The organism is Teichococcus aestuarii (assembly GCF_042651065.1).
GTDB classification, from domain to species: domain Bacteria; phylum Pseudomonadota; class Alphaproteobacteria; order Acetobacterales; family Acetobacteraceae; genus Pseudoroseomonas; species Pseudoroseomonas aestuarii.
Map to the genome: position 1 here is coordinate 1 of NZ_JBHSCH010000174.1, position 712 is coordinate 712.

Consider the following 712-nt stretch of genomic DNA (forward strand, 5'->3'; position numbering starts at 1 on the left):
TGATCCCGGTCTGGCTGGCCGGCTGGGCGGCAGCGCTGGGCGCGGCTGTCCTGGCGGTGCTCGGGCTGCTCGGCGCCGGCCGGCGGCAGGGGCGCGCCGAGGCTGAGACGGCGGCAACGCGCCGCGACATCCAAGCCAGGGAGATCCGCGATGCGGTGGAGCGTGATGTGGCTCGTGAGCCTGATCCTGCTCAGCGCCTGCGCGAGCGCTGGACCCGCGACTAGCTGCGGCCCCTGGCGGCCGATCTATGTCAGCCGCGCGGATGTCCTGACCGAGGGCACCGCCCGCGCCATCCTCGCGCACAACGAGACTGGCGCTGGCCTCTGCGGCTGGTGAGCATGTGCCGGAGTATCGTCAGCCTGAAATCATGTACCAGAGGTTGAGAAAGGCGAAGGACAAGCCGCAGATCGCCAATATGAAGACGGAGATTAGCATGCGTGGGAAGCATCCATCTCTGGTCTTGAGCATCGCACTAATCGCCTCTTTCACCCGCCATGATCTTTATTCAAATCATTCTTCAGGTGGACTCACAAATCCGATGGTCGGCGCCGCTCCGCAGGGAGGGCGCCTTTTCTTCGTCCCCTCCAATGGAGATTGAACCATGCGCTGCGCCCTGGGCGTCTACGGCGACAACAAGCCCGAGAACACCAACCGCTTCGATGCCATGAACGGCGCACCTTGCGCCTGGATCATGGGCACGATCATGGACACC

General features: G+C 64.5%; 1 protein-coding gene. It reads left to right on the forward strand.

The window, feature by feature from the left end; translation table 11 throughout:
• Positions 1–224 (forward strand): hypothetical protein (locus tag ACFOY6_RS24230; RefSeq protein WP_379652471.1); only part of this gene is annotated, 224 nt, incomplete at its 5' end.
• Between the last annotated feature and the right edge of the window lie 488 nt (positions 225–712).